Consider the following 24342-nt stretch of genomic DNA (forward strand, 5'->3'; position numbering starts at 1 on the left):
ATGAGCAATTCCCCATTTCTAATTCAGCCAAATCCAGATACCCCCGGCCTGTCACAGCCGGTTGAGGGGGTCAATGAAACCGGTCAGCCAGTTACTTTGCCCGTGGTGACGGAAAAACCCATCACCTTGTTTTTGAACCGGCAAGAAATTGTGACCTCAATGACGCTTGGTGACTGGGTGCCGGAACTGGCAGTTGGCTATTTCTTGAACCAGAACATGCTTCAGCGCGATGATGAAATCACCGGCATTGATGTTGATGATGATCTTGGTGTGGTGATTGTACGTACTGCGCGCGAAACCGATTTTGAAGCCAAGATGAAACGGAAAATCCGGACTAGTGGCTGTGCTGAGGGCACTGCCTATGGCGATATGATGGAACGTTTTGACGATATTGCGCTTGATAAGGATGCCCGTTTCAATGCCAGCTGGCTGATCGAACTTTCAAAGGCAATCAATACCGCGCCAAGCCTGTATTTGAGTGCAGGAGCCATTCATGGCTGCGTGCTGTGTCAGAAAAACCGGCCGCTTGTCTATATGGAAGATATCGGGCGGCATAATGCGGTTGATAAAATTGCTGGCTGGATGTTTTTGAATGACGCATCACCGCATGACAAGGTGTTTTATACGACCGGACGCTTAACCACGGAAATGGTGATCAAAACCGTGCAAATGCAGATCCCGGTTTTGGTGTCGCGCTCGGGCTTTACCGCCGCGGCGGTTGATCTGGCACGGCAGGCGGGATTAACGCTAATTGGCCGCGCAAAGGGCAAAAGATTCATCGCTTTGTCGGGCATTGAACGGATCATTTTTGACAGCGGCGATGCGGCTGATGTGGCCGACAGCCCGTCACGTCAACGCGCCGCCCAGCAGGATGAACGCTAATGACCCGAAAATCAGCAATCATATTGCTTGCCGGTGGGCAGGCGCGGCGCATGGGTGGCGGCGATAAAAACCTGATTGAATTGGCCGGTAAACCGGTTTTGCGCCATGTTCTTGACCGTGTTGATTTTGCCAACCGGCCGATCATGCTGAATGCGAATGGTGATCCGGCTCGCTATGCCGATTTTGGCCTGCCGGTCTGCGCTGATGTGATTGACGGTTATGCAGGGCCGTTGGCGGGCATTTTGACCGGCCTTGAATGGGTCGCGGCAAATCAGGCTGATTGCACCCATATGGTTAGCCTTGCCACCGATGCACCTTTTTTACCAATTGATTTGATTGCGCGGCTTGGATCGGGGCTTGATGATGGGGCTGATATCGCTCAGGCCATGTCATATACGCGTCGCCATCCGGTTTTTGCCATCTGGCCGGTGGCACTGGCTGACGCCCTTCGCAAGGCGGTAATTGATGACGGATTACGCAAAATCGATGATTTTACCGCGCGCTATCATTGCGTAACGGTTGAATTTGTGGGAACGCCCGATCCCTTTATGAATTTGAACCGGCCTGATGATTTTGATCTGGCGATTGAATTTTTGACCAAGCCATCACAAGATAGGTAACCCATCATAAAACTGACGCTGATCTGGCTTTTCGTCTTAAAACCGGTTATTAGATTGTTGTTCGACCTGTCAGGGCAAGAGGAGCCGCACGCGCATGACCAATCAGGTAATTGCATCGGCAAAGACATTATTTTCTGCTTATCGCGAAGCCTTGACAGGCCTTGAGGCCGGTCTTGGGTCAGATTTTTCCAAAACCGTTGATTTAATGAGGGCCAGCACTGGCCATGTTGTTGTTTGCGGCATGGGGAAATCGGGCATTATTGGCCGAAAAATTTCAGCAACATTGGCATCAACAGGAACACCATCACTGTTTTTACATCCGGCCGAGGCCATTCATGGCGATCTTGGCATGGTGCGCCGCGGCGATATCGTGCTGTTAATATCCTATTCGGGCAGTACCGAAGAAATTGTGCGGCTGCTGCCGGCGTTCAAAAGACTGGATGCGCGGTTGATTGCGATGACTGGTAATCCGTCAAGCATGATCGCAACAAGCGCCGAAATCAGCCTTGATATTTCGGTTGATCGCGAAGCTTGCCCGTTGAATCTGGCGCCAACAACATCCAGTCTGAATTCGCTTGTTCTTGGTGATGCAATTGCTGTCGCTCTGATGGAGGCACGCGGCTTTCAAGAAAGCGACTTTGCCAACACCCACCCTGGCGGTGCGCTTGGTCGCCGGTTATTGACGCGTGTTCGTGATAAGATGCGGTCCGAGAACCTGCCTTTTGTCGATGCAACGGCGTCGGTTCAAGATGCGCTGTTGGTGATGACTGAAGGCCGTCTTGGACTTACATTGGTTGGCAGCCGTGACAAATTATCCGGCGTGATTACCGATGGCGACTTACGCCGCTTGCTGGTCAATGGCGCCGATTTGAAAAGCACCAAGGTTTGTGATGTTGCCAGCCCGGTACCTTTAACGATTGGCCCTGACGAGATGGTGGGGGTGGCTGAGACAAAAATGCTGGAATCGAGAGTGCAATGTCTTGTGGTGATTGCCGAGACTGGCCATGTCGATGGTGTGATCCAGATTTATGAATAGACATATAGGCCGTTTTTCACGGTGATATCATCCGGTTTTAATACAATTTTTCTCTACTAGCCTTTGTTTTTGGGCGGGTAAATATTATGAAGCTCGACGCCTTTGACTATAGCCTTCCCGCTGAAAAAATTGCCACAAAACCGGCTGATCCACGCGAATCCGCCCGTTTGCTCGACCTGTCAGGTGATGGCATTGCCGACCGCCATATTGGCGATATGCCAGCATTGCTTCGTGCGGATGATGTCTTGATTGTCAATAATACCCAAGTGATTCCCGCCCGCCTTGAGGGGCGGCGCGGGCAGGCGAAAATCAGCGTGACGCTTCATAAACATGAATCGGATCATATTTGGCGCGTTTTCGCCAAACCGGCCAAGAAATGCCGCATTGATGATGTGATTATTTTTGCCGATGATTTTGCCGCAACGGTGCTTGGTCGCGGCGAGGGCGGTGATGTCGCGCTTGGCTTTATCAATCCGGCAACTGCGGCTTGTTTGACAAGGCTTGAACTTGACGCCTGTCTTGATCGCTATGGCAGCATGCCTTTGCCGCCCTATATCGCCCGTCCAGATGGTGCCGAACCAGCCGACCGGCAAGACTACCAAACCATGTTTGCACGCCATCGCGGGGCGGTGGCGGCACCAACAGCCGGACTGCATTTCACCGATAATCTGGCCAAAGCCATTGCCGCCACCGGCGCACGCATTCTGCCAGTCACGCTGCATGTTGGCGCGGGCACTTTCCTGCCGGTGACAGCTGATGATGTCAAAGATCACAAGATGCATAGTGAATGGGGCCAGATCAGCGCCGAAACCGCAACCGCCATTGCCGAGGCGTGTGCCAAAGGTGGGCGGGTCATTGCAGTTGGTACGACGAGCCTGCGAATTCTTGAGGCCTGCTACCAGCAACATGGTGCGGTGATCGAATTTGCCGGTGAAACCGATATTTTCATCACACCCGGATATGAGTTCGGCGTCATTGACGCATTATTGACGAATTTTCACCTGCCAAAATCAACCTTGCTGATGCTTGTCAGCGCCTTTACCGGCATGCAGAAAATTGCCCTAGCCTACCGCCATGCCATTGCCAATGATTACCGCTTTTTCTCTTATGGCGATGCCTGTTTTATGACACGCAACCCATCTCCTGATATCATCGCCAGCATCGCCGCCATTGCTGATCAATAGCTGCTTTCAAATCAATCTAAGGATTTTGCCATGTCTCAACAAACTGAAAAATTTGGTTTTACCCTGAAAGCCACTGATGGCATGGCGCGTCGGGGTCGTTTGACCACCGCATGGGGCGCAGTTGAAACGCCGGTTTTTATGCCGGTTGGCACCGCCGCCACTGTAAAGGGCATGATGCCGGATTCGGTAAAATCAACCGGTGCTAGCATCATTCTGGCAAATACCTATCATCTTATGCTTCGTCCCGGGGCCGAACGTGTTGCACGGCTTGGCGGGGTTCGCAAAATGATGGGATGGGATGGCCCGCTATTGACAGATTCAGGTGGGTTTCAGGTGATGTCGCTTGGCCCGCTTCGCAAGCTTGATGAAGATGGGGTGACTTTCAAATCGCATCTTGATGGCAGCAAGCACCGGCTTACAGCCGAACGGTCTACCGAGATCCAGCATCTTCTTGATGCAACCATTACAATGGCCTTTGATGAATGTACGCCATTTCCGGCAACCAAGCCGGTTGCCGCTGAATCAATGGCATTGTCGATGCGATGGGCCAAACGGTCACGCAGCGCGTTTCAGGCACGAACCGGTTATGGCCAGTTTGGCATTGTCCAAGGGTCGGTGTTTCCTGATTTGCGGGCCGAGTCTGTTGCTGTGCTTGAAGACATTGATTTCGAAGGCTATGCCGTTGGCGGTCTTGCCGTTGGCGAGGGGCAGCAAGCGATGTTTGAAACGCTTGAGGTTACAACGCCGCTGATGCGGCAGGACAAGCCGCGCTATCTGATGGGGGTTGGCAAGCCTTCCGATCTTGTTGGCGGGGTGGCGCGCGGTATTGATATGTTTGATTGCGTTTTGCCAACAAGATCCGGGCGCACCGGACAGGGATTTACCCGCCGCGGGCCGGTGAATTTGAAAAATGCCCGCCATGCCGAGGATTCACGCCCACTTGATGAAGCCTGCGGCTGTCCGGCCTGTTCGCGCTATAGCCGTGCCTATCTTCATCATCTGTTCAAGGCGGAAGAAGTTTTGTCACTGATGCTGCTTAGCTGGCATAATATTCACTATTATCAAGATCTGATGGCCGATATGCGGCTTGCGATCGAAGCTGGTACTTTTGCCGACTATGAAGCGAATTTTCACGCGATGCAAGCAATGGGAGATATTGACCCATTGTGAGCAAGACAATTCAGCATCCAAAGCCAAATGCCTATAAAGACCCGCGCGGCTGGTTAATCGAGGCCGCCGCGCATGAGGGGTTTTTGCTGGCTGGCATTGGTCCGGCAGATATCGGCTCGGTAAACAGGGCAGGGCTGGCGGCGTTTCTGGATGATGCCTTTGAAGGCGATATGGGCTGGCTTCGCGATACCGCGGCAAAACGCCACCAGCCGCAGGCGATGTGGCCAGATGCTAAAACAGCGATTGTTCTTGGGATGAATTACGGCCCCGCGCATAACCCGATGGATAATTTGGCGGCAAAGTCAGCAGGTAATATTTCGGTTTATGCGCGGGGGCGTGATTATCACGATCTGGTCAAGGGCAAGCTAAAACAGCTGGCAGGCCAATTTGCTGCGCAGACTGGCCATGAGGTAAAAGTATTTGTCGATACGGCGCCCTTGATGGAAAAGCCATTAGCGCAAACCGCAGGCATTGGCTGGCAGGGCAAACATACAAATCTTGTCTCGCGCAAGGCTGGATCATGGCTATTTTTAGGGGTGATCCTGACCGATGCTGTTTTACCTTACGATACGCCTGAAACCGATCATTGCGGTGGTTGCCGTCAATGTCTTGATATCTGCCCGACCAATGCGTTTCCCGCGCCTTACCGGCTGGATGCACGGCGATGTATTTCCTATCTGACAATCGAGCATAAGGGGGTGATTGACCGCAGTTTTCGTCACGCCATCGGCAATCGCATTTTTGGCTGTGATGATTGTTTGGCAATCTGTCCTTGGAATAAATTTGCCAGTCTTGCCAAAGAGCAAAAACTAGCCGCCAAGGCCGGAACTGATTTGCCGCCACTTGCTGATTTGCTGAGACTTGATAATGCTGGTTTCCGTCAGTTTTTTGCGGGGACGCCGGTGCGCCGTGCCGGTTATGAAAGGTTTTTGCGAAATGTGCTTATTGCGGCTGGAAATAGTGGCGATACTGGTTTGATGCCCATGGTTACGCCGTTTCTGGATCATTCGTCGGCTTTGCTGCGGGCTATGGCAATCTGGGCGCTTCGCCAGCTAGCTGATGATGATATCTGGCAAGGGTTGCGCCACGTTTATTTGCCCGATGAACGCGATCAATCGGTGCGCCGCGAATGGCAAGATAACTAGCTCCATTCTGCGCATCATCCAATGATTACCCACAAAAAAAACAGCGACTTTAGGGAAAAGCCGCTGGTTGATTATTTCATTTTGAGGCTGATTAGCCGTTGTGATAGCCGCGCTCGCCATGCTGGCTGAGATCAAGACCCTCGATCTCGTCCTGCTGATCAACGCGAAGCCCAATCAACGCACCAATGACTTTCAAAATCACATAGCTGCCAATGCCTGTCCAAAGAACCGTAATGGCAACCGATGCCAATTGAACCATAAACTGGCTTCCAGCTGTCACGCCATCGGTAAGTCCAAGTCCGCCAAAGGCTGGCAGTGCAAGATAGGCAACAAGAAGGCTACCAAGAATGCCACCAACACCGTGAACGGCAAACACATCAAGTGAGTCATCAATCTTTAGCCGCACCCGGATCAGATCAACGGCAACATAACAGGCAACGCCGCCAGCAAGGCCAAGGATCAGACCGCCAGGAACGCCGATAAAGCCCGATGCCGGCGTTACGGTTGCCAAGCCGGCAACCATACCGGTTACGATGCCAACAAGCGATGGCCGGCCAAAGCGGAACCATTCGATAAACATCCAAACAAGTGAAGCTGTTGCGGCGGCAATATGCGTTACCAAAAGCGCCATGCCTGCGCTGTTGCCAGCACCCAAAGCCGAACCACCATTAAAGCCAAACCAGCCAATCCACAGCATGCTGGCACCAATCATGGTCAAAACCGGGCTATGCGGTGGCTGGACTGAAGTTGGAAAGCCGCGGCGTTTGCCAACAACAAGCGCACATACGAGCGCGGCTGTACCGGCGGTTGCGTGGACGACAATGCCGCCAGCAAAATCCAGAACACCCCACTCGGCCATGATGCCGCCGCCCCAAACCCAATGCGTGACCGGTGCATAGACGGCCAAAAGCCAAACTGCCGAAAACAGCAGTATCGCGGCAAATTTCATCCGCTCGACATAAGCACCAATGATCAGCGCGGGGGTGATGATCGCAAAGGTCATTTGGAATGCCGCAAAGACTGATTCAGGGATCGTGCCACTCGCCGAGTCGAGTGAGATATTGCTCATGAAGCTATTGGCAAGATCGCCAAACCAAGCACCATCACCTGAAAAGGCAAGCGAGTAACCTGCAATCACCCACAAAATTGACATCAGTGCCGCAATGGCAAAATGATGCATCAAAACCGAAACGATGTTTTTGGACTGCACAAGGCCAGCGTAAAAAAGTGCCAATCCGGGTAAGGTCATCAAAAGAACCAGCGCGGTTGCGGTCAATATCCATGCGGTGTCGCCGCTATCAATGGCACTGTCGGCCGCAAAGACAGGGCTGGCAACAAGGCTGGCGGCAATAAGGCCGGTACCAAGCCGCTGGATGGCCGAAAAAGGAAACTGCATCAACTGTACTCCATAATTCTGGGGCAAACGCCAAAATTTGACGCATGATTACCGGCGCAGTCTGACCATCCGCGATGCCAAATCAATAAAAATGCCAAAAATTTAATCAATGTTCGCTATTTTGGTAAAATTTAAGGCAATATTTGCATTTGATGCCTAAAAATTAATCAAATATTTGAATATAATAGTGTCAAAGGGGCGGTAGATATTACTGGCATCGGGATGTGAACAGGGTTGCAAGCGTGGGCATTTCCCCCCTAGGCTGGAACAGAAAAGGCAAAGCCGGTGATGATAGCCGGCACCGAATGGCGATGGGGGGAGATAGATCATGGCCCGTGTTCGTGATGTTGGCATTGATGAAGTGCCCGAAGATGCCAAGCCGGTTTATCAGCGATTTGCCGATGAATATGGTCCGTTTTTAAATCAGGTGAAAATATTTGCCCATCGGCCGATTGCGCTTCGCCATCTGATGGGCATGCTTCTTGAAATGGCCGACAACCCCATTCTTGACAAACGCCATCTTGAAATTGCCATCGTTACCGTATCGGCAATCAATCGTTGTGATTATTGTGTTGCCCATCATGGCTCGCGTTTGTTGGATTTTGGATTGCCGCGGATTGTTATTGACCGAATTCTGGATGAGGATTGCCCGGGGCTTGATCCGGTAGATCGCATGGTTCGTGATTATGCGGCGCAGGTGACGCGCGACCATAACCGCGTTGGTGATCGCCAGTTTGACGGGCTGCGTGCGCATTTCAGCGAAACCCAAATTGTCGAGCTGACGCTACGCATCACCCTTTGCACCTTTTTCAATAAATTCAATGATGTGATGATGCTTGAGATGGAGGACGAGGCTGCCATTTTCCATAATGAAACAGCAAAGCCTGCCGAATATAGGGCAGGCACACCCAAAGTGGAATGATGTTTAGTTGGAGCGGCGTGCGCGCAGTTCTAAGCCTATCCGAAGCGCCAATCCGCAAATAAATATATTCAAAACAATATCGTAGTGAACCACCTCATATGGCCCACTGATAAAGCCCGAGACACAGCAGTGCCAAAGCTAAGTTTCGAGGACTAATAATACCTCACTGAATTGATTTTATCTATGAACTGCGTGAATCGACATATTTGCTTCAGATTTTCACGCTGAGCACCACTTATTGGTGTAATAGACGTTGAGCCACTTGTAACGAAATGGCTAGCCATTGTGTGGTAATTTTTGTAAAGTTGTGGTGTTGGGTGTCACTTGATCAAACTGCTGATGAGCAGTCAAAATATATTAACATAATTTGTTGTTTTTGTAATGGTGTGATGGACATGCGATTTTGGACGTTATCTGTTCTATTCCATTTGGGTTTTTTTGCTGCTTTTCTATACCTAAAACCTGATTTAATGCGTCCAGATTTACGAGAAAAAATATATGATGATGTGTTTGTTGTAGGTTTTGTTTATGAAGCCCCAGTTGAAAAAGGTAACATCCCGTTAAAGCCAATCGAGGCAGAGAAACAAATTGCTTCAAAATCACTGCGTGGACAAGTCCGCTTGGTGTCCAAACCAAAGTTTCGTTCAAAACCTGATCAAGGGTCTGTCAAGGTTGCGGCCACCCGAGCCCCAGTTGAAAAAGACAACATCCCGTTAAAGCCAATCGAGGCAGAGAAACAAATTGTTTCAAAGTCACTGCGTGAACACGTCCGCTTGGTGTCCAAACCAAAGGTTTTTCCAAAGCCTGCCCGCGAGTCCGTCAGGGCTGTGGCTGCTCGAGTTCCAGAGGGTCCTGCGCACAGTGCGACCAAGATATTTGAAACAAAAAAGGCTAATGCCAAAAAATACCAAAGAGTTGCTCATGGAGTGTCCCAGCTAAACGAATCCTCATTGATGATGGCGGCGGCTACCGTACCTGTAAAAAGTAGTGTTCTCAGCGCACCTTTTTATAAAACATGCACCTCAAAGTCAAAATTAGTTGCAAGTCTGGCGAAAGAGCAAAATAAAAATCAAGAAAACAAACAAATTACCATCACAAATTTAGTTGGGTTGCACCCGGCTCATAGGGCGGCGCTCCAGGGTCAGCTGACATCCATTAGTGCTTTGCTAGGCGCCAAGCCGCGGGGGCGCAACCCAAATATAGCAACATTGCTCGATGGTAGCCAAAGCCAAAGCGCTCAAATAAGTTGCAAATAGAAAGTTAAAACAGACTGGACTAAATAAAAGTTGGGCTCTACGATCAAAGTTTCGTAGCCATTTTTGGAGTTCATACATTGGACGCTAAAGCAATACTCAGATAACATTTGTCCTGAGTCGGATTGGTTTAATGGTTTAGTGTTTCTTAATATAATGGGGTGTAGGCTGATGAAGCGTTACTGTTACTTAAACCTTGCCGTTGTAGCGGTTTTTATTGGTCTGGGCATGCCAGGCATGTCCAACGCTCAAACTGAACGACCAACGCCTGCCAAAACTGAACAGCCTCAACTTGAGTACATTAATTTTCTGGATATTTTGCCTAACGCTATTAAAAAAGATGAAAGTTTGAGACAAGCGAAGCTTGATCTTTTGTCTGCTCAAGAATCTGCAAAAGCAGCCTGGAGTGTCTGGTACCCAAAGGCTGATATCACGTTAAATTCAGCTCAGCAATCTGACGTCGTTCCTACTGGTGCTAACAAACGATACAACCCCACTGAAGCTAAATTGAAAATCACTCAAAAGCTATGGGATTTTGGGGAAGCACAGGCGGGTATAAAGACTGGCCAGCTCGGTGTGGAGCAGGCAGACCTTGGGGTTGTTTCAGCCCGTAACAACGCCATTAAGCTTGCCGCTCAGGCCTATATTGGCTTGAAAAGGGCGCATGCTCAATATCGGTTGGCCTTAGAAACTGAAGCCACGTTGAAGCAGCAAACTGGTCAGCAAGACTTCCGTCTAAGCCGAGGCGCTGCCGTTGGTACAGACGTCTTGCAGGCAAAGAATGCTTTGGCTGGAGCAGTAACTGCAAGAGTTGCGGCGCAAGGCGGTTTTGAACGTGCTATGAATGATTTTAAAACACGCTTTGGTGCAACACCGGAGAATGCAGCGTTGCTGCTTCCAATACGTGTGCCAAATACGCTTGTTCCTCAATCCAGAGCGGCGTTTAGAGAGGGGGTTTTGAGTAGTGGCGATCAGTTGAAAATGGCTAGGCTGGCGTTTGACAGAGCGAGGGTTAATTCAGAAAAGTCATTTGCGGCCTCTTTCCTACCTGAGTTTAAGGCTACTGCTGAGGCCAATTATAAGGGTGACGCTGGCGGAACTTTAGGCGGAAAAACTGAATATATTGGCAAAGTCGAACTTACATGGCCGATCGAATTATTTGGAACTCAGCTAAACAGCTATCGTTCGTCTGAATATAAGTTTGAAGGAGCAACTCTGGCGTTAGCCAAGGCGCAACGTGACATCGAAAATTCGATCTCTAATTCTTGGATCGCTTTTCAAACCGCCTCTGGTTCAAGATCTAATATTCAAAATCAAGTTGAAATTGCTAAACAATTCCTGCGTCTTGCACAGATGGAGGTAAAGCAAGGCAGGGGCCAGATGCTTTTGGTTGTAAATGCACAAAACGCTTTGGTAAATGCCCAAAAAGCATTTGAAAACAATACTGGCGACTATGCAGTCCAAGTTTATAACTTGTTAGCTCAGCAGGGGTTACTCTCCGTTGATGCGTTGCAAAAGTCTGCGGTTCAGGAAGATGAAGCTAGAGCAGCGGCTATTGAAGATTATAAGCGCCGAGTTGAAGAATTCCGGAAAGATATCAAAAGCGAACAAGAAGCCAAGCCCGAGACCAATTCTACCAGTAGTAATTAGGGGGAGTTTGATATGACTAAATTTGCAGACGAATTCAAAAGAGTTAGTGATAGTCAAACTGAGAACCCAGATATTGTCTTGGCACAATCATCACAATCAAATAACCCAACCGGCACCCCACCGATAGACGCACCAATAGCTACAACGCCGCAATCAAGTGCCTCGAGTGCTGCGCCGCAGTTCTTGGAAGAGGCAGATGGTAGTCCAATAAATGTGCTTCCAGGTGATGCGCAAGCTGCAACAGCCGCTGCTCCGTCTATTTTCTCTGGGTCTCAATCAAGTTCACAAACTAACAACGCAACAACAAATTCACAAACTAACAACGCAATAAATACTGAGAACTACAATACAAATACTGTGAATACAAATACTGTGATCAACACGACGGCACCAGCTGATACCGCTGCGGCCCCAGCAGGCGATGCGCCACAGCTCGATGCAGATGGAAATCCAATCATTCTGCTCCCGGGAGATACGCCAGCAGCAACAGCCGCTGCTCCGGCAGACGGAGCGCCAGTTCCAGTACCAGGTGATGCACCAGCAGCAACAGCCGCTGCTCCGGCAGACGGAGCGCCAGCTCCAGTACCAGGCGATGCGCCAGCAGCAACAGCCGCTGCTCCGGCAGACGGAGCACCAGTTCCAGTACCAGGCGATGCGCCAGCAGCAACAGCCGCAGCTCCGGCAGACGGAGCGCCAGCTCCGGTACCAGGTGATGCACCAGCAGCAACAGCCGCTGCTCCGGCAGACGGAGCGCCAGTTCCAGTACCAGGTGATGCACCAGCAGCAACAGCCGCTGCTCCGGCAGACGGAGCGCCAGCTCCGGTACCAGGCGATGCGCCAGCAGCAACAGCCGCTGCTCCGGCAGACGGAGCACCAGTTCCAGTACCAGGCGATGCGCCAGCAGCAACAGCCGCAGCTCCGGCAGACGGAGCGCCAGCTCCGGTACCAGGTGATGCACCAGCAGCAACAGCCGCTGCTCCGGCAGACGGAGCGCCAGCTCCAGTACCAGGCGATGCGCCAGCAGCAACAGCCGCTGCTCCGGCAGACGGAGCACCAGTTCCAGTACCAGGTGATGCACCAGCAGCAACAGCCGCAGCTCCGGCAGACGGAGCGCCAGCTCCGGTACCAGGTGATGCACCAGCAGCAACAGCCGCTGCTCCGGCAGACGGAGCGCCAGCTCCAGTACCAGGCGATGCGCCAGCAGCAACAGCCGCTGCTCCGGCAGACGGAGCACCAGTTCCAGTACCAGGTGATGCACCAGCAGCAACAGCCGCTGCTCCGGCAGACGGAGCGCCAGTTCCAGTACCAGGTGATGCACCAGCAGCAACAGCCGCTGCTCCGGCAGACGGAGCGCCAGCTCCGGTACCAGGCGATGCGCCAGCAGCAACAGCCGCTGCTCCGGCAGACGGAGCGCCAGCTCCAGTACCAGGCGATGCGCCAGCAGCAACAGCCGCTGCTCCGGCAGACGGAGCGCCAGCTCCGGTACCAGGTGATGCACCAGCAGCAACAGCCGCTGCTCCGGCAGACGGAGCACCAGTTCCAGTACCAGGCGTTGCGCCAGCAGCAACAGCCGCTGCTCCGGCAGACGGAGCACCAGTTCCAGTACCAGGCGATGCGCCAGCAGCAACAGCCGCTGCTCCGGCAGACGGAGCGCCAGCTCCAGTACCAGGCGATGCGCCAGCAGCAACAGCCGCTGCTCCGGCAGACGGAGCACCAGTTCCAGTACCAGGCGATGCGCCAGCAGCAACAGCCGCAGCTCCGGCAGACGGAGCGCCAGCTCTAGTACCAGGCGATGCGCCAGCAGCAACAGCCGCTGCTCCGGCAGACGGAGCGCCAGCTCCGGTACCAGGTGATGCACCAGCAGCAACAGCCGCTGCTCCGGCAGACGGAGCGCCAGTTCCAGTACCAGGTGATGCACCAGCAGCAACAGCCGCTGCTCCGGCAGACGGAGCGCCAGCTCCAGTACCAGGCGATGCGCCAGCAGCAACAGCCGCTGCTCCGGCAGACGGAGCGCCAGCTCCGGTACCAGGTGATGCACCAGCAGCAACAGCCGCTGCTCCGGCAGACGGAGCGCCAGTTCCAGTACCAGGTGATGCACCAGCAGCAACAGCCGCAGCTCCGGCAGACGGAGCGCCAGTTCCAGTACCAGGTGATGCACCAGCAGCAACAGCCGCTGCTCCGGCAGACGGAGCGCCAGCTCCGGTACCAGGCGATGCGCCAGCAGCAACAGCCGCTGCTCCGGCAGACGGAGCACCAGTTCCAGTACCAGGCGATGCGCCAGCAGCAACAGCCGCAGCTCCGGCAGACGGAGCGCCAGCTCCGGTACCAGGCGATGCACCAGCAGCAACAGCCGCTGCTCCGGCAGACGGAGCGCCAGTCCCAGTTCCAGGCGATGCACCAGCTGCAACAGCTGCGGCTCCGGCAGACGATGCACGTGCAACGGCCGCCAAATCGTCTCCTTCAGAGGGCCAAGCGAATGCGGGCCCGCAAAATTTGGCTAAAGGCGCTGGTCTGCGTCCAAAGTTAGATGCCGATGGAAATTTCTTACTGGATGAAAACGGTAACCAGATAATGGAGGCTAGTGGGGATTTAGCAGTATCGGGTGATGGGCAAAACGCGACTTCGGGCGATGGCCTGGATAGCCCGGTTATGGATCCTAGCAACCCTGGGATGAACCCAGGTATGGCCGAAATGCCTGGAACGCCGGGTATGGATCCCAGTAACCCTGGGATGAGTCCAGGCATGGCTGGAATGCCCGGAATGCCAGGTATGGATCCCAGTAACCCTGGGATGAATCCAGGCATGGCTGGAATGCCCGGAATGCCAGGTATGGACCCCAGTAACCCTGGGATGAACCCAGGCATGGCTGGAATGCCGGGTATGGATCCCGGAATGATGGGTATGAACCCAGGCATGGCCGGAATGCCTGGAATGCCTGGAATGCCAGGTATGGATCCCGGAATGCCAGGTATGGATCCTGGAATGATGGGTATGAACCCAGGAATGCCAGGTATGGATTCTGGAATGATGGGTATGAACCCAGGCATGGCCGGAATGCCAGGAATGCCTGGAATGCCAGGTATGGATCCCGGAATGATGGGTATGAACCCAGGCATGGCCGGAATGCCAGGTATGGATCCTGGAATGATGGGTATGAACCCAGGAATGCCAGGTATGGATTCTGGAATGATGGGTATGAACCCAGGCATGGCCGGAATGCCAGGAATGCCCGGAATGCCAGGTATGGATCCCGGAATGATGGGTATGAACCCAGGAATGCCAGGAATGCCAGGTATGGATCCTGGAATGATGGGTATGAACCCAGGCATGGCCGGAATGCCGGGTATGGATCCTGGAATGATGGGTATGAACCCAGGCATGGCCGGAATGCCAGGAATGCCTGGAATGCCAGGTATGGATCCCGGAATGCCGGGTATGGATCCTGGGATGATGGGTATGGATCCCGGAATGATGGGTATGAACCCAGGAATGCCAGGAATGCCAGGTATGGATCCCGGAATGATGGGTATGGATCCTTCAGCCTTTGGGTCGTTGATGGCTGAAACTGGTGGCGCTGCGGCGCTTCCTGGATTTGATTACGCGGCGCATCTTGCGGCTACTGGTGGTTATGCGCCCCCAGGTGGCGCAATGCCAGGAATGCCAGGTATGGATCCTGGGATGATGGGTATGAACCCAGGAATGCCTGGAATGCCAGGTATGGATCCCGGAATGATGGGTATGAACCCAGGCATGGCTGGAATGCCAGGTATGGATCCTGGAATGATGGGTATGAACCCAGGCATGGCTGGAATGCCAGGTATGGATCCTGGAATGATGGGTATGAACCCAGGCATGGCTGGAATGCCAGGTATGGATCCCGGAATGATGGGTATGAACCCAGGAATGCCAGGAATGCCTGGAATGCCAGGTATGGATCCTGGAATGATGGGTATGAACTCAGGCATGGCTGGAATGCCAGGTATGGATCCTGGAATGATGGGTATGAACCCAGGCATGGCTGGAATGCCAGGTATGGATCCCGGAATGATGGGTATGAACCCAGGAATGCCAGGAATGCCAGGTATGGATCCTGGAATGATGGGTATGAACTCAGGCATGGCTGGAATGCCAGGTATGGATCCCGGAATGATGGGTATGAACCCAGGAATGCCAGGAATGCCAGGAATGCCAGGTATGGATCCCGGAATGATGGGTATGAACCCAGGAATGCCAGGAATGCCGGGTATGGATCCCGGAATGCCGGGTATGAACCCAGGCATGGCCGGAATGCCGGGGGGGTACACGCCGCCAGGTGGTGCAATGCCTGGAATGCAGGGTATGGATCCTGCAGGCTTTGGGGCGTTGATGGCTGAAACTGGTGGTGCTGCGGCTAATCCTGGATTTGATTACGCAGCCCATCTTGCGGCTACTGGTGGTTACGCTCCGCCAGGCGGTGCGATGCCTGGGTATGCAGATCCGGCGGCCGGTGGCTATGGCGACCCTTATGCACCGGGTGGCTATGGCGGGCCAATGGATGGTGGCTATGGCGGTCCAATGGCTGGAGGCTATGGCGACCCTTATGCACCGGGTGGCTATGGCGGGCCAATGGATGGCGGCTTTGGCGGCCCAATGGCCGGTGGCTATGGCGGGCCAATGGATGGCGGCTTTGGCGGCCCAATGGCCGGTGGCTATGGCGGGCCAATGGATGGCGGCTTTGGCGGCCCAATGGCCGGTGGCTATGGCGACCCTTATGCACCGGGTGGCTATGGTGACCCTTATGGACCGTTTGGCTATGGTGACCCTTATGGACCGGCTGGCTATGTCGATCCTTATCCGGCCGGCTATATCGACCCGGTGGTGGGTGCTGCCCCGGTCAATGCCTACGCACCTCCACCGTTGAATTTTACAGCCAGTGAAATTATTGGCACTTCTTCGTCCGACGACATAACCGCGCGGTTTGCAGGCGACATTATTACCGGCGCCGAAATGGGTGATATGCTCTATTCGGGTGGTTTGCCAAATGTTGTTTTCAACTACAATAGTTCTGACTTGGCTTCTCTAACTAACGAAGCGTTCGGTGACAAGATCAATTACGGATGGATGGATTTTGGTAACCCTTCGCAGTTCACGACCGGTGTAAGTATGGGACTGGGAAATACCGACAAATTAAGATTTGAAAACATCACTTTGAAATATGGAAATACCAATTTGAATGTGGCTAACGGCTCTGAGTTGATTTCTTTGAATTCAGCTGATAACAAATTTACTGGTGATGGATCAGGCGGCGGCGTTTTGGGTGATGTATGCTTGTTTGACGCTGGAAACCTTGGCGGAATGTCTGGAAATATCGTGTTTGGAATTGATGTGGATGGAAATGGATCAGCAAATAATGATATATTTTTCGACGTCGACGACAGCATTACGCAAGCAACCTATGATGCAGCTAGCGACGCGTTTACATTCTCGTGAAGTTGGATTGTGAGCATTGGTAGCGTAAATGCTCTCATCGCTTCTTAAGAAAATTGATCTTTGGATCATTTCATTTGTAATAAACTTGCTGTCATTGGCATTGCCTATCTATGTTATCCAAGCATTAACACGCTATTTAAATTCTGGTGTTGATGCCACTTTATATTCATTGACCGCAATTGTTCTGTTGAGCTTGAGCGCTGAGTTTCTACTTAGGCAATATCGCAAACAATCGGTGTTTTTGATGTTGCAAGGCAGTCATGAAAAATCATCATTCTTTGGTGATTTAATGCAATTGAATCTGTCAAACCCGACATTGCTGTCTATTCCAAACCTTGCATCCCGTATACAGCGCATGCGGCAAAATAAATCGCATCAAAATATAGATGCGGTGCTCAATATGTATGATATGCTGTTCGTGGCAATTTTCTTGGTGTTTATATACGTAATATCACCCATTGCTTTCATTACATTTTTAGTTTTTGTAATATTGGGCTGCAGTATCCAAATCTACTTCTCAATGACTGAGAACAAAATGCGTTCTGAGATGACCGCTCAGGGTTATACCACAAATTATGCTGAGCAAGACCTGCTCTCCAGAGCTTTTGATGATGCGTCGCCAATCTCTCAAGCCAGATGGATTGATGAATTCAAGGCGAATGATTCGTTTATTGCGCACCGAAGGCTAAAGCTGTCTTCCAATCAACAAAACCGACGATTCTCAGAGCAATTTTTATCAAATTTCTTAATGGTCTGCATCATTTTCTCCTCAGTGATTTTGGTTTTTAACGGTGAATTGCAAATCGGTGGCTTGATTGCTTTGAACATATTAGTGGCAAGAAGCTTCAGTCAACTGATGCAGTTACCAACTTTATTGAACGTGTATCGTGGCGATAAAAATCTAAATGAAATTGGGAAATTACTTGCAATTGCAAAAAAGTCGGCGGGAACTAGTAAATTAGTCAACTTCAACGGTAATGTGACATCTCGGGCTGTCGACTTTTGTTTTACTGATAACCACCCAAATAGTGTTTCCTTATCTAATTGTTCATATCATTTCGAGGCTGGAACAACAACTGCAGTCTCAGGAAACCTTGGCGCTGGCAAATCTACTTTCCTAAGAATAATCACTGGAAAACTAGCCCCACAATCAGGCCAAGTTTTAATCGATGGCGTAGAAATGCAGCAAATCTCGCCAGATTGGTGGAAGGCGCATTATGGCTACCTTTCAGAAGAACCTTATTTTTTAGAGGAAACGCTCCATGCTTATCTCGGACAGTGGGGCGGAGATGATGACAGTATTTCCATGGCCTTAGTGCAGTCTGGTTTGAAATCACTGGTGGATCATCTGCCGCGAGGCGTCAATACTCCACTTCGTGATCGTAGTCTGACCAGCCTTAAAATTCGAAAACGAATAGGCCTTGCTGGAATTATTGCTAAGCAGCCGTCGCTGATTGTGTTGGATGAACCCACTGCTGGCCTTGATCCTCAGACAGCGCTTATTTTCTATAATTTTATAAACAGGATGATTGCAGACCAGCGAACCTTAATCATTGCTACCTCTGACCCGATTATTATAAAAGGCGTCGGGCACAATATTGTCATTGATGATCAGGGCGGTTTAAAGCCTGGGCTAAAAAATACCTCGTCGCGACTAGAGAAGGCTTCGTCAAAATTGCCAAAGCAGGAGAAGCCTTAATGGTGGCTCTACGTATTTGCGTTTACCTAACCCTTCTTCTTGTATTTGGAGCTGTCTGGGTTTCGTATTTCAGTAAAATTGATATTGTCACGCACGCTTCGGGCACTGTGGTGCCTTTCGGTAAGACTAAAACCCTTCAAAATTTGGAAGGCGGTATCGTTAAAAAAATTAATGTGAAGCAGGGAGATTTGGTGCGTAGTGGTGATGTTATTATTGAATTAGAAAAGCTTGCGTCAAAGTCTGAGGTTGAGGAACTTTTGACGCGCATTGTTTTTCTGAAAACGGAAATCATTTCAATGACTAGCCTTTCAAAAAGCCAAATCCCTAATTATCCCGAAGAGTATCAAAAAAATTACGCAAATATTGTAAAAGCAAGCGAGGAAAATGCGGCTTCAATGGCAGTTTTGTTGAACTCGGAAATTGAGCAGCAAGTCAGTGACCAAGATAACCTCCGGCGATCGATAAATATAATGAAGAGTAAAATTGCTGAAAAGCAAAAGATTGGGAAGCTCCTTGACCAACAAATCAAGATAAGCAAAGACATTCTATCTGAGCAGTTGACGAGCGAGTTGGCACATCTGGACTTGCTTCGATCGAGGCAAGAAATAAATTCTGAAATCACAGAAGCCAAACAAAAAATTCATACTTTCCAATCTAGAATTGATGATAACGCATTGAAAATTCAGCTTCTCAAAAACAGATTTGATAACGAACTCAAGGCCAAAATACAGGACTATACTGAAGAAGAACAAAAATATTCAAGCCGCCTTCAAAGGTTTGAAGATGAACTGGGGCGACGTGAGGTAAAATCTCCAGTTGATGGAACAGTAAAACAGCTTTTTGTGACCACTGTCGGGGGCGTAGTAGGTGCCGGTATGAGTATTGCAGAAATCGTACCATCAGAGGAAAAGCTGGAGATTGAAGCGCAGTTGCTGGTAAGTGACATTGGTTTTGTGTCGACAGGCCAGGAAGCGCTTATAAGACTTTCTGGGCCCAACAGTAGCTTATTTAAGCCAATAAAAGCCAAAGTATCGGTAATCAGCCCAGATACAGTTAAAACAGAGGATGATGGGGCTGCCTACATTGTCCGTTTAACCACGGACGAATTAATGTTTAATTCTGCTGATACTCAATTTTATCTTTATCCAGGGCTACTGGTTGATTGTTCTATTATTATTGGACAGCGCAGTGTGTTTCAAAATTTAGTTGCGCCCTTAATTGATTTTCAGAATAGCGCTCTTCAAGAGAACGTATGGCTGACTGTTGGCCAAGTGCCGTGGCACGAACGCTTTAGAAACATCTTTATGCCGTCAAAATGGTGATTAATCCCAATGTGGACCATGGACTTTTTTTGGTTGGGAGTTGGTCCTCGAACCTCGTCATCAGGGTTTTGGCACTCTAGCCGTAAACGTCGAAGCACGTCTGATGGAATAGGATTTCTGCGTTGTTTTGCACCATCACTTGGAATGAATGTGCCGCTAAAACGTTGGTTATAGCCAGTCCTTGTTCTTTAATTGCTAAATTGAAGATTGATTTTACCGAAGACAACACTCTTTTGCCTGATGAGGATGACATGTCGCGAGCAAATAAATAGTCTCTGAACCGTCCTGCATCAGAAATTTTCAAGTCTGATAGATTTTCATGTCCTAAACCCTCCTCCAGATAGCGGTTACTTCTGTTTGATAAGTCATAGAACAGTTGGTTTTTACCTTTACCTTTTACGCGATGATAGAGCGCTGGCGCGTCCGACAAACTGCAATGATTACCGTTGGGTCTTTTTGTGTCTTGCAGGACTTTTAGGCAGTAGATTATTTCCATTCGTAAACTGTCCCAATAGCGTTCAAGCCTATTGGATAATGCTGCAGCAGGCTTGGCTGCTTTTGATTCGGATTTTGTTTGGAGGGATACTTCAATTTTTCGCTTTTTGAAGCGATGTTGAAGGTCAGATGGAATTGACCGAAAGAAATAAAAAGTAGCTTTTCTTTTGTAAAAGTATACCGGCAATCTTACCAACACCATAAGACAAAAAACTCCTGCTCCAGAACGCTAATCGTTTAGAAACAGATACTTGTATATAGGACCAAGGACTTTTTATGAGTGTAGTTGGAGCGGCGTGCGGGAATCGAACCCGCGTCTTTAGCTTGGAAGGCTAAGGTCTTACCACTACACAAACGCCGCAGTTGAGCGATCTTAAGGCACTGAATAGTAGAGGAATATTTCTCAATAAAACATCATTGCTGGTAATTTTTGCGGTTTTTTACCAATTCACCAACAGCTGATAGCGCTTTTGAGACACTAGAATATGCCTGTTACCATCCTGACCCAGAGCCGTGTCGTCGCAGCTCTCGCTCGAGACCGACTGTATAACATCCTTGATTCAGAATGAAAAGGCTTTGCTGTACGAGCTTACAATTACTTGCATGAAAAGACACAATGAACAGAATTTGTTTTTGAAAGCCGTAAAAGTTTCACGAGTGCGGCAAAGCGGTGATGGCGATCACATGAAAATTTACATCTGGCAGGGGCAGCGGCTAGCGATGAGTATCGACAAAAGACCATTTTTGCGTTGGCAACAGGCCAAAATTCCCGTCAGATTAAATCTTGCCATAGCCGCGCTATTGGGCAGAGCCCTCAGCCCAATCTAAAAAGCAAAATCTAGCCAGCGACTTTTTCAAGCCCGACCAGATTTGGTTTAGCGGCGCTTTTTTGCAGCGGCTTTCTTTGCGACCCGCTTTTTCGCAACAGCTTTCTTTGCGGCTGGTTTTTTCGCAACCGCTTTTTTCACTGTGCCTTTTTTCGGTGTGTCCACCCAACCGGCCAGATTTTCAGTGGCAATTTGCTCAATCACCTTCATGCCAGCCGGACTGTCATTCAAACAGGGAATATAGCTAAATGTCTCGCCGCCATGTTCCAAAAATTCTTCATGCAGTTCGATATCCAACTCGTCCAATGTTTCCAGACAATCAGCAACAAAACCGGGTGCCATGATGGCAACATGTTTCGATCCATTTTTGGCGAGTGCCACAACGCTTTTGTCGGTATAGGGCTGAAGCCAAGGTTCCGACCCAAACCGCGATTGGAAGGTCGCGTGAAAATGATCTTTGTCCCAATCAAGTTCTTCACGAAGAAGGCGGGCTGTTTTCAAACATTGGCAATGATAGGGATCACCCGCCAAGAAATAGCTTTTGGGAATGCCGTGAAATGAAATCACCAGATCATCAGGCATGCCGTTTTTCTTGACCGATTGCCGAACCGAATCTGCCAAAGCCTTGATATAGACAGGGTGGTCATGCCATGGCGGTGCGGTGCGAATGGCCGGTTGCCATCGCAGATCAAGCGCCCATTTAAACACTTCGTCATTGACCGTTGCGGTCGTTGATGCGGCATATTGCGGATAAAGCGGCATCACCAGAATCTGGCTGCATCCGGCATTTTGCAGCTTTTGCATTTGCGATTGAATTGACGGCTTGCCATAACGCATGGCGTAGTCAGTGATCAGTTCATCACTTTGAAAGCTGTTGGCGACATGTTCGGCCTGAAGGCGGGTGATGCGGCGAAGCGGTGATCCATCTGGATCGTTTTTCAGCCAAATCCGTGCATAAGCATCACCTGATTTGCGGGGGCGGATATTCAAAATAATGCCGTTCAGAATCAGCCACCACAACAGGCGCGGCACCTCGATCACGCGGCGGTCGGATAAAAACTGCTTTAGATAGCGCCGCATTGATGGCGTGTCGGTGCCATCGGGCGTGCCAAGATTGACCAAAAGCAGGCCGGTTTTGCCGCGGCCGGGGAAATGAGGGTGATCGGAAGGGGTAGGGGTAATTGGCATAATCACGTTCCATCAACAGCCGCAAAGGCACTAAAAACGCCAGAGCGCTGTTCACCGAACAGCGACCATAACATCAAAACTAGGCAAAAACGCCTGACTGCCTCTAATGTAGGGGCTATGGGTGGCGAAATCCAGCCTTGCTAATAATGCACATTGGTTTTTTCGCAAAAACCTCTGGCGGCAATGGGTGGACTAACCCATTTTGTTGGGCTGAGTTGCTTGGGCCAATTTGCTTGAGCCGGCTCGGTTGGGCCAGTTTGCTTAACCAGTTTGCTGGGCATCGGTATCGCCTGCGATGGCAAATGCCTTTTGCAGTGAGTCCACAAGATGATCAATCATCGCATCGGTATGCAGCGGGCCTGGGGTAAGCCTTAACCGTTCGGTACCCACCGGTACGGTCGGATAATTAATCGGCTGCACATAAATGCCGAAATCATTTAACAGAATCTGACAGATCTGGCTGCATTTTGCCGCGTCTTTGACCATGACTGGAATGATATGCGTGTCGCCTTCCAGAATGGGCAAACCAACTTCGTGCAATTTTGCTTTCAATTTGTTAGCCTGACGCTGCTGTGCCAAACGCTCATGCGAGTTGCGGCGCAAATGCTGAACCGAAGCCAATGCCCCGCTGGCCAAGGCTGGTGGCAGGGCAGTGGTGAAAATAAAACCTGATCCAAAGCTGCGAACCGCATCGCAAATCACATCATCAGCTGCAATATAGCCGCCCACAACGCCAAAGGCCTTTCCAAGAGTGCCTTGGATGATATCAACGCGATCTTGAACACCGCGCATTTGCGCAATGCCCCCGCCTTCATTGCCATACATACCAACCGCATGAACTTCATCAAGATAGGTCAGCGCATTATATTTTTCGGCAAGTTCGACAATTTCAACAATCGGGCCAGTGTCTCCATCCATCGAATAGACCGACTCAAAAACAATAAGCTTTGGCCGGTCAATTGGCTGGGCAGCAAGCAATTCTTCAAGATGTGCCAAATCATTATGGCGGAAAATTTCCTTGTCACAGCGCGCATAGCGAATGCCGGAGATGATCGAGGCATGATTCATCGCGTCGGATAGAGTCAGCACATTATCGAATAAACCGGCAATGGCACTGATGCTGGCTTCATTGGCAACATAGCCGCTTGTCAGCACAAGGGCACGTTCCTTGCCATGAAGATCGGCAAGTTCTCTCAAGCGCAACAATGGCGGCGCTGGTGCCGGAAATATTGCGGGTGCCGCCAGCGCCAGTACCATGAACATCAATGGCACTGGTCAATGCTTTGACGACATCCGAGTTCTGCCCCATGCCAAGATAATCGTTTGAACACCAGATAACGACATCTTTTGGCCCGTTAGGGCTGTTCCACAGCGCATGCGGATGCCAGCCGGTTTGACGCTCCAGCTCAATAAAGGTCCGGTAGCGGCTTTCGCCTTTTAGCTGGTTTAGCTTGCTTTTCAAAACTTCGCGATAATCCACGAATATATCTCCTGCGGCGCGCGTGCATTCGGCGATGCGGTTGCTACAATTAATGGCCAGAAAAATCCATATAAAACTTGAGGCGTTTCATTACAGCATTATGGCATATCATACCATGCGACATTGGGTCCTGCCAAAAGATGGATTGGTATTATGCAGCAGAGGGCGACAACTAGATATTTATTTGGTCGGGCGCGGTGCAGCGTTCAAAGCAATAATGTTGCAATTAATCATCTGTTTACCCGCATGTTCGAAATTAACTGTTACATTCATCCCAACGATAGATTGAACCTGACCAATGCCCCAATCGGGCCGATCCGGATGGATCACAAAATCACCAAGGCTGAAATAAAGCAATTGCGGATATCCTATGGGTTTTTTCACGAAAAGCGCTCAAAGGCACCGAGGCTTTCCTGCCATGATTGGGTGGCGGCTGGCAAGCCCATTTGACACAAAAAACCCCAAGCCGCTCCAATTGCAAATAGAGGTAGCATAGGAGGGTTAATCTCGTTTTAAGAGATCGCTAGGCTGGTGGGTAACTGTGAGGCTGTGTGCTAACTCGGTCCAAACGGGAGATGAATTGGAGGGGGACAGGCACAGCCTC

17 protein-coding genes, 1 tRNA gene and 1 pseudogene are annotated in these 24342 nt (G+C 50.5%); 12 read left to right on the forward strand and 7 right to left on the reverse strand.

Annotated elements, in window-relative coordinates:
- The 6 genes from ABXT40_RS04250 to queG all read left to right on the forward strand — a co-directional run bounded on the left by ABXT40_RS04250 (position 1) and on the right by queG (position 6037).
- Positions 1–882: a formate dehydrogenase accessory sulfurtransferase FdhD gene (locus tag ABXT40_RS04250; RefSeq protein WP_443646958.1), complete on the forward strand. Its 882-nt coding sequence runs from the start codon at positions 1–3 to the stop codon at positions 880–882.
- Positions 882–1502, forward strand: coding sequence for a molybdenum cofactor guanylyltransferase MobA (mobA, locus tag ABXT40_RS04255; protein WP_443646594.1), 621 nt, complete (start codon positions 882–884; stop codon positions 1500–1502). Before ABXT40_RS04250 ends, mobA begins: the two co-directional genes overlap by 1 nt.
- Positions 1503–1596: 94 nt before the next feature.
- On the forward strand, positions 1597–2538 hold the full coding sequence (locus tag ABXT40_RS04260; RefSeq protein WP_443646595.1) for a KpsF/GutQ family sugar-phosphate isomerase: 942 nt from the start codon (positions 1597–1599) through the stop codon (positions 2536–2538).
- 86 nt (positions 2539–2624) lie between these two features.
- Complete coding sequence (gene queA, locus ABXT40_RS04265) at positions 2625–3722, forward strand: tRNA preQ1(34) S-adenosylmethionine ribosyltransferase-isomerase QueA (RefSeq protein ID WP_443646596.1); 1098 nt, start codon at positions 2625–2627, stop codon at positions 3720–3722.
- Between the two features lie 30 nt (positions 3723–3752).
- Entirely contained in the window at positions 3753–4892 is a 1140-nt protein-coding gene (tgt, locus tag ABXT40_RS04270; protein ID WP_443646597.1) for a tRNA guanosine(34) transglycosylase Tgt, read from the forward strand.
- Positions 4889–6037 carry a tRNA epoxyqueuosine(34) reductase QueG gene (gene queG / locus ABXT40_RS04275; protein WP_443646598.1) on the forward strand — a complete coding sequence of 383 codons (1149 nt, stop codon included), beginning with the start codon at positions 4889–4891 and terminating at the stop codon, positions 6035–6037. The genes tgt and queG overlap by 4 nt, the downstream gene beginning before the upstream one ends.
- Positions 6038–6128: 91 nt before the next feature.
- Here queG and ABXT40_RS04280 read toward each other — a convergent pair whose 3' ends face one another.
- Complete coding sequence (locus ABXT40_RS04280; RefSeq protein ID WP_443646599.1) at positions 6129–7433, reverse strand: ammonium transporter; 1305 nt, start codon at positions 7431–7433, stop codon at positions 6129–6131.
- Between the two features lie 328 nt (positions 7434–7761).
- Here ABXT40_RS04280 and ABXT40_RS04285 point away from each other — a divergent pair, with 328 nt between their 5' ends.
- The 3 genes from ABXT40_RS04285 (at position 7762) to ABXT40_RS04295 (ending at position 11258) form a co-directional block, all read left to right on the forward strand.
- Entirely contained in the window at positions 7762–8355 is a 594-nt protein-coding gene (locus ABXT40_RS04285; protein WP_443646600.1) for a carboxymuconolactone decarboxylase family protein, read from the forward strand.
- A gap of 317 nt (positions 8356–8672) precedes the next feature.
- Entirely contained in the window at positions 8673–9611 is a 939-nt protein-coding gene (locus ABXT40_RS04290) for a hypothetical protein (protein WP_443646601.1), read from the forward strand.
- A 168-nt stretch (positions 9612–9779) separates the two neighbouring features.
- Positions 9780–11258: a TolC family protein gene (locus tag ABXT40_RS04295; RefSeq protein WP_443646602.1), complete on the forward strand. Its 1479-nt coding sequence runs from the start codon at positions 9780–9782 to the stop codon at positions 11256–11258.
- A 454-nt stretch (positions 11259–11712) separates the two neighbouring features.
- Here ABXT40_RS04295 and ABXT40_RS04300 read toward each other — a convergent pair whose 3' ends face one another.
- Complete coding sequence (locus tag ABXT40_RS04300; protein WP_443646603.1) at positions 11713–13692, reverse strand: hypothetical protein; 1980 nt, start codon at positions 13690–13692, stop codon at positions 11713–11715.
- A 215-nt stretch (positions 13693–13907) separates the two neighbouring features.
- On the opposite strand from ABXT40_RS04300, the gene ABXT40_RS04305 reads away from it, so the two are divergent.
- From ABXT40_RS04305 to ABXT40_RS04315, 3 genes are read left to right on the forward strand one after another with little or no spacing between them, the layout of a single operon-like run.
- A complete protein-coding gene (locus tag ABXT40_RS04305; protein WP_443646604.1) occupies positions 13908–16727 on the forward strand; it encodes a hypothetical protein in 2820 nt (939 codons plus the stop codon).
- 28 nt (positions 16728–16755) lie between these two features.
- Entirely contained in the window at positions 16756–18426 is a 1671-nt protein-coding gene (locus tag ABXT40_RS04310) for an ATP-binding cassette domain-containing protein (RefSeq protein WP_443646605.1), read from the forward strand.
- On the forward strand, positions 18426–19748 hold the full coding sequence (locus ABXT40_RS04315; RefSeq protein WP_443646606.1) for an HlyD family type I secretion periplasmic adaptor subunit: 1323 nt from the start codon (positions 18426–18428) through the stop codon (positions 19746–19748). The genes ABXT40_RS04310 and ABXT40_RS04315 overlap by 1 nt, the downstream gene beginning before the upstream one ends.
- Positions 19749–19824: 76 nt before the next feature.
- On the opposite strand, the gene ABXT40_RS04320 is transcribed toward ABXT40_RS04315, so the two are convergent.
- The 5 genes and pseudogenes from ABXT40_RS04320 to ABXT40_RS04340 all read right to left on the reverse strand — a co-directional run bounded on the left by ABXT40_RS04320 (position 19825) and on the right by ABXT40_RS04340 (position 24122).
- On the reverse strand, positions 19825–20445 hold the full coding sequence (locus ABXT40_RS04320; RefSeq protein WP_443646607.1) for a DUF6538 domain-containing protein: 621 nt from the start codon (positions 20443–20445) through the stop codon (positions 19825–19827).
- 85 nt (positions 20446–20530) lie between these two features.
- Positions 20531–20604 (reverse strand) — tRNA-Gly (locus tag ABXT40_RS04325).
- A 514-nt stretch (positions 20605–21118) separates the two neighbouring features.
- A complete protein-coding gene (gene hemH, locus ABXT40_RS04330; RefSeq protein ID WP_443646608.1) occupies positions 21119–22258 on the reverse strand; it encodes a ferrochelatase in 1140 nt (379 codons plus the stop codon).
- Positions 22259–22519: 261 nt separating this feature from the next.
- Positions 22520–23738: pseudogene (hemA, locus tag ABXT40_RS04335) on the reverse strand (5-aminolevulinate synthase).
- A 180-nt stretch (positions 23739–23918) separates the two neighbouring features.
- Positions 23919–24122: a DUF3553 domain-containing protein gene (locus tag ABXT40_RS04340; protein WP_443646609.1), complete on the reverse strand. Its 204-nt coding sequence runs from the start codon at positions 24120–24122 to the stop codon at positions 23919–23921.
- Positions 24123–24342 lie beyond the last annotated feature (220 nt).

This window comes from Candidatus Ponderosibacter sp. Uisw_141_02, assembly GCF_048087665.1.
Taxonomy (GTDB): Bacteria; Pseudomonadota; Alphaproteobacteria; order Puniceispirillales; family Puniceispirillaceae; genus UBA3439.

Bases quoted from the DNA above. Each gene is read 5' to 3' on its own strand.
- ABXT40_RS04250 (WP_443646958.1), top strand. From the start codon at position 1: ATGAGCAATTCCCCATTTCTAATTCAGCCAAATCCAGATACCCCCGGC.
- mobA (WP_443646594.1), top strand. From the start codon at position 882: ATGACCCGAAAATCAGCAATCATATTGCTTGCCGGTGGGCAGGCGCGG.
- ABXT40_RS04260 (WP_443646595.1), top strand. From the start codon at position 1,597: ATGACCAATCAGGTAATTGCATCGGCAAAGACATTATTTTCTGCTTAT.
- queA (WP_443646596.1), top strand. From the start codon at position 2,625: ATGAAGCTCGACGCCTTTGACTATAGCCTTCCCGCTGAAAAAATTGCC.
- tgt (WP_443646597.1), top strand. From the start codon at position 3,753: ATGTCTCAACAAACTGAAAAATTTGGTTTTACCCTGAAAGCCACTGAT.
- ABXT40_RS04280 (WP_443646599.1), bottom strand. From the start codon at position 7,433: ATGCAGTTTCCTTTTTCGGCCATCCAGCGGCTTGGTACCGGCCTTATT.
- ABXT40_RS04285 (WP_443646600.1), top strand. From the start codon at position 7,762: ATGGCCCGTGTTCGTGATGTTGGCATTGATGAAGTGCCCGAAGATGCC.
- ABXT40_RS04295 (WP_443646602.1), top strand. From the start codon at position 9,780: ATGAAGCGTTACTGTTACTTAAACCTTGCCGTTGTAGCGGTTTTTATT.
- ABXT40_RS04305 (WP_443646604.1), top strand. From the start codon at position 13,908: ATGGATCCTAGCAACCCTGGGATGAACCCAGGTATGGCCGAAATGCCT.
- ABXT40_RS04310 (WP_443646605.1), top strand. From the start codon at position 16,756: ATGCTCTCATCGCTTCTTAAGAAAATTGATCTTTGGATCATTTCATTT.
- ABXT40_RS04315 (WP_443646606.1), top strand. From the start codon at position 18,426: ATGGTGGCTCTACGTATTTGCGTTTACCTAACCCTTCTTCTTGTATTT.
- ABXT40_RS04320 (WP_443646607.1), bottom strand. From the start codon at position 20,445: ATGGTGTTGGTAAGATTGCCGGTATACTTTTACAAAAGAAAAGCTACT.
- hemH (WP_443646608.1), bottom strand. From the start codon at position 22,258: ATGCCAATTACCCCTACCCCTTCCGATCACCCTCATTTCCCCGGCCGC.